The organism is Streptomyces sp. NPDC002130 (assembly GCF_040296465.1).
Classification (GTDB): domain Bacteria; phylum Actinomycetota; class Actinomycetes; order Streptomycetales; family Streptomycetaceae; genus Streptomyces.
Window position 1 is genome coordinate 1 of record NZ_JBEOXI010000452.1, and the last position, 3,624, is coordinate 3,624.

3 protein-coding genes are annotated in these 3,624 nt (G+C 71.4%); 2 read left to right on the plus strand and 1 reads right to left on the minus strand.

All coding sequences use genetic code 11. From position 1 onward, the window contains the following. Positions 1-339 precede the first annotated feature (339 nt). Both ABT116_RS40785 and ABT116_RS40790 read left to right on the plus strand, forming a co-directional pair. Positions 340-1,404: an amino acid ABC transporter permease gene (locus ABT116_RS40785; protein WP_502984029.1), complete on the plus strand. Its 1,065-nt coding sequence runs from the start codon at positions 340-342 to the stop codon at positions 1,402-1,404. A gap of 117 nt (positions 1,405-1,521) precedes the next feature. Continuing rightward, positions 1,522-2,751, plus strand: a complete 1,230-nt coding sequence (locus ABT116_RS40790) for an acyl-CoA dehydrogenase family protein (RefSeq protein ID WP_351645174.1) — start codon at positions 1,522-1,524, stop codon at positions 2,749-2,751. 129 nt (positions 2,752-2,880) lie between these two features. Here ABT116_RS40790 and ABT116_RS40795 read toward each other — a convergent pair whose 3' ends face one another. Then, positions 2,881-3,471, minus strand: coding sequence for a hemerythrin domain-containing protein (locus ABT116_RS40795; RefSeq protein WP_351645176.1), 591 nt, complete (start codon positions 3,469-3,471; stop codon positions 2,881-2,883). Positions 3,472-3,624 lie beyond the last annotated feature (153 nt).

The window sequence follows — 3,624 nt, forward strand, 5'->3', positions numbered from 1 at the left end:
CCTGGGCAGGGTGGAGCGGCGGCAGCGCGTGTCAGGGGAGAGACTCGGCCCGCGACGGGGGCACCGAGGGAGGGAAGGGCCGGTCAGACGGCCCGCTGCCGCGTCAGGCGCAACACGCCGCGGACCATACCCGACCGAAGTCGATGTGGCCACGGGTGACCAGGCGCTGCTCGGCATTCATGCGACTACTTGAGCAGGGCGACTCGCGTCTCGTCAACCACAGCCCGGATGACGGACGGGAGTTGGCACGAACGCCCCGCGGCTGCGGGTGTGGTTGACACCTGTGTGTGTCGTCCCCATACGATCGGGCGCACCGCGTTGAGGGACGCGGCGAGCGTGATGACGCCGAAGCCTGGTTCCGGCCCCCTGCCCGTGCCGTGCCTCCCTCCCCTGGAGAGCCTTCTGATGGCCTCGCCTTCCGACCTCACCGACTCCGCTCCCGCCCTGTCCGTGGCAGGTCCGAAAACCCCCGGCCGGGCCCCTGGCCAGGGGGCCGACGACGTGCCGCGGATCGTGCCGCGCCGCAACATCGGCCGGCTGCTGGCCGCTGCCGTCGCCCTGTCGCTCTTCGCGCTGCTGGTCGACTCCGTCGTCCGCAACCAGGCCTTCCAATGGGGCGTGGTCGGCGGGTACTTCACCAGTGCCGCCGTGCTCGACGGGCTGCTGCTCACCCTCTGGCTGACCGGCGTGGTGATGGTGCTCGGCTTCCTGCTCGGCATCCCGCTGGCCGTGATGCGACTGTCCGCCAACCCGGTGCTGAGCAGCCTGAGTTGGGGCTATGTGTGGGTCTTCCGGTCCACTCCGCTGCTGGTGCAGCTGCTGCTCTGGTTCAACATCGGAGCCCTCTATCCGACGCTCGGCCTCGGCATCCCGTTCGGCCCGCAGTTCGTCACCGTGAAGACGGTGAACCTGCTCGGCCCCGCCCTGACGGCCGTCATAGGCCTGACCCTGCACGAGGCGGCCTACGCGGCCGAGGTGGTGCGCGGCGGCATCCTCTCCGTGGACGCCGGGCAGACGGAGGCCGCGCAGGGGCTCGGGATCGGCAGGTCGCGCGCCCTGCGCAGGATCGTCGTGCCGCAGGCGATGCGCTCCATCGTGCCGACCGCCGGCAACATGCTGATCGGCACCCTGAAGGGCACGAGCATCGTCAGCGTGCTGGCCGTGCACGACCTGCTGTACTCGGTGCAGTTGGTCTACAACCAGACGTACCAGGTCATCCCGCTGCTGCTGGTGGCCACGCTCTGGTACATCGCCGTCACGACCGTGCTGAGTGTGGGGCAGTTCTACGTGGAGCGGCACTACGCGCGGGGCGCCGCCCGTGCGCTGCCGCCGACGCCCGTGCGCCGACTGAGGACCCGGCTCGCCGCTCACCGTCATTCCCTACGTTCCCTATCGAATTACTAGGAAAGTATTGACGGGGCCTTGCGCTCCTGCGCAGGATGATGCGCATGGCCCACACATCTTTCCCGCCCGTGAGGCTCAACACCCCGTTCTGCATACGAACTTGAGGAGATTCCTGCGATGGGCGTTGCCCCGGCGCCGTCCGGCCCCGCCGCGGAGTTCGACCAGTCCGGGACCGACAGCGCGCACTGGCTGCGCGTGGCACGCGAGACGGCGGAGGACCTGGCCACGGACGCCGTCGCCCGGGACCAGGCGGGCAAGCCTCCCTTCGACGAGGTCTCCCGGCTGCGCGAGTCTGGACTGCTGACCCTCCTCGTCCCCGCCGAGCTCGGGGGCGGCGGCGCGGACTGGACCCAGGCGTACGCCGTGGTCCGGGAGATCGCGGCGGCCGACGGCGCCATCGGGCAGCTCCTCGGCTGTCACTACTTCACGTCCTGGAGCGCACGGTTCTTCGCCGAGCCCGCCCTCGCCGCTCGGCTGGAGCGGCGGTCCGCGGCGGAGCAGTGGTGCTGGGGCGGTGGCCTGGCCCGCCAGGAACCGGCGCTGACGCTCACCCGGGACACGCGCGGGTACGTGCTGAACGGGCGGCAGAGTTACGCCGCCGGCGTTCTGGTCGCCGACCGCCTCGCCGTACGTGCGGTGCGGGCCGGAACCGGCGAACCCTTCGCGCTCGTGGTCGATCCCGCCCTCGTGGGTGTGGTCGTCGACGGTGACGCCGACCCCTTCGGCCAGCGGCTGGCGGCGGGCGGCAGCGTGGAGTTCGACGCCGTGCCCATCGCCGCCGACGAGGTGCTGGGCTCCCTGTCGGCGGACGAGGACGTCCTGTCGCCCCTGACGGCCCTGGTCTCACCGGTCGGGCGGCTGCTGTCGGCGCAGCTCCGGCTCGGCATGGCGGAGGGCGTGCTCGCCGAGGCCCGTGAGTACAGCAGGTCCGGCCACTCGCACTGGCACCCGGACTGGCCGGTCGGCTCCCCTCAGGATCCACAGGTGCTCACGGCGTACGGGGAGCTCACCGTGCTCACCCGCTCGGCGTCCGCACTCGCCGACGAGGCACGCCAGGCCGTGCAGGGCGGGCTGGACCACGGCGAGGACCTCACCTACGAGGACTACGCGGAGATCTCCGTCCTGGTGGCCATGGCCGAGGCCGCCGCGTCCAAGGCCGCTCAGGAGTCCACCGCTCGTGCCCTGGACATCATCGGCGCCCGCTCCGCTTCCGCCCGGCTGGGCTTCGACCGGTTCTGGCGCAACGCCCGGACGCACACGCTGTACGAGCCCGTCGGCCACCGGCTCCAGGACGTCGGGGACTATTTCCTCAACGGGGCGCACCCTCCGTTCGTCCTTCCCGTCTGACCACACGACCCGTCCGACCACACGACCCGTCCGACCGCAGGAGCCCGTCCGACCGCACGACGACCGGTGCGCCGGGGATCCCGCCGATCCCCGGCCGGCCACCTGCCTCAGGTCGGCTCCTCGCGGAGTTCAGTCCTTGCCCATCGCCTTGCGGACGGCGTCCTTCGTGCGGTCCACGAGGGCCGCGACGGGGCCGAGGGCCAGATTGGCCTTGGCGGACTCGACGCCCGGGTGGGGGCGGGTGGGTGCCATGGCCTCGGCGGCCTTCACGGCCTTGGCCAGGGTGGCGAGGCCGTCGGCGTCGGTGCTGCGGCGGATGTGCGTGAACTCGTAGCGTTCCTCCGCCCGGGCGTGCTCCTGCACGTCCTTGCGCAGCTTCATCAGCTGGAGCATGAACTTCGGATCGTCGGTGTCCAGTTCGTCCAGGGCGGCCAGGGTCTCCTTGGCCGCCCGCTCCTCGGCGAGCCGGTCCTCCACGACCTGCTCGCCAGCGGGCAGGGCTCGCCGTGCGAAGGGGTGGACGACCTCCTCCTCGGCGGTCTCGTGGACGGCCAGCAGCCGCACCAGGCGGCGGAAGGCGTCACGGCGTTCCTCGCCCTTGGTGGCCTCGACCTCGTCGAAGAGGTTGCGGATGTCGCCGTGCTGGCGCATCAGCAACGCGACCACGTCGGTGTCCGCGGCACGATCGTCGCCGGCCTGGGGAGTGTGCGTCTCGGGCATGGTCGGTCGCCTCACTTCTCGCGCATCGCGGGGTCGGGGTGCTCGCCCTCGGTCTGCACGCGGTACTCGCGGCCGAACATCTCGTCGTGCTGGACCATCACGCGCTCGCTCGGCGGCTGTTCACCACCGTGGATCTGCTCCTGCATCTTCTCG

Coding starts and splice junctions, on each gene's coding strand:
- ABT116_RS40795 (WP_351645176.1), bottom strand. CDS start 3,471: ATGCCCGAGACGCACACTCCCCAGGCCGGCGACGATCGTGCCGCGGAC.
- ABT116_RS40785 (WP_502984029.1), top strand. CDS start 340: ATGACGCCGAAGCCTGGTTCCGGCCCCCTGCCCGTGCCGTGCCTCCCT.
- ABT116_RS40790 (WP_351645174.1), top strand. CDS start 1,522: ATGGGCGTTGCCCCGGCGCCGTCCGGCCCCGCCGCGGAGTTCGACCAG.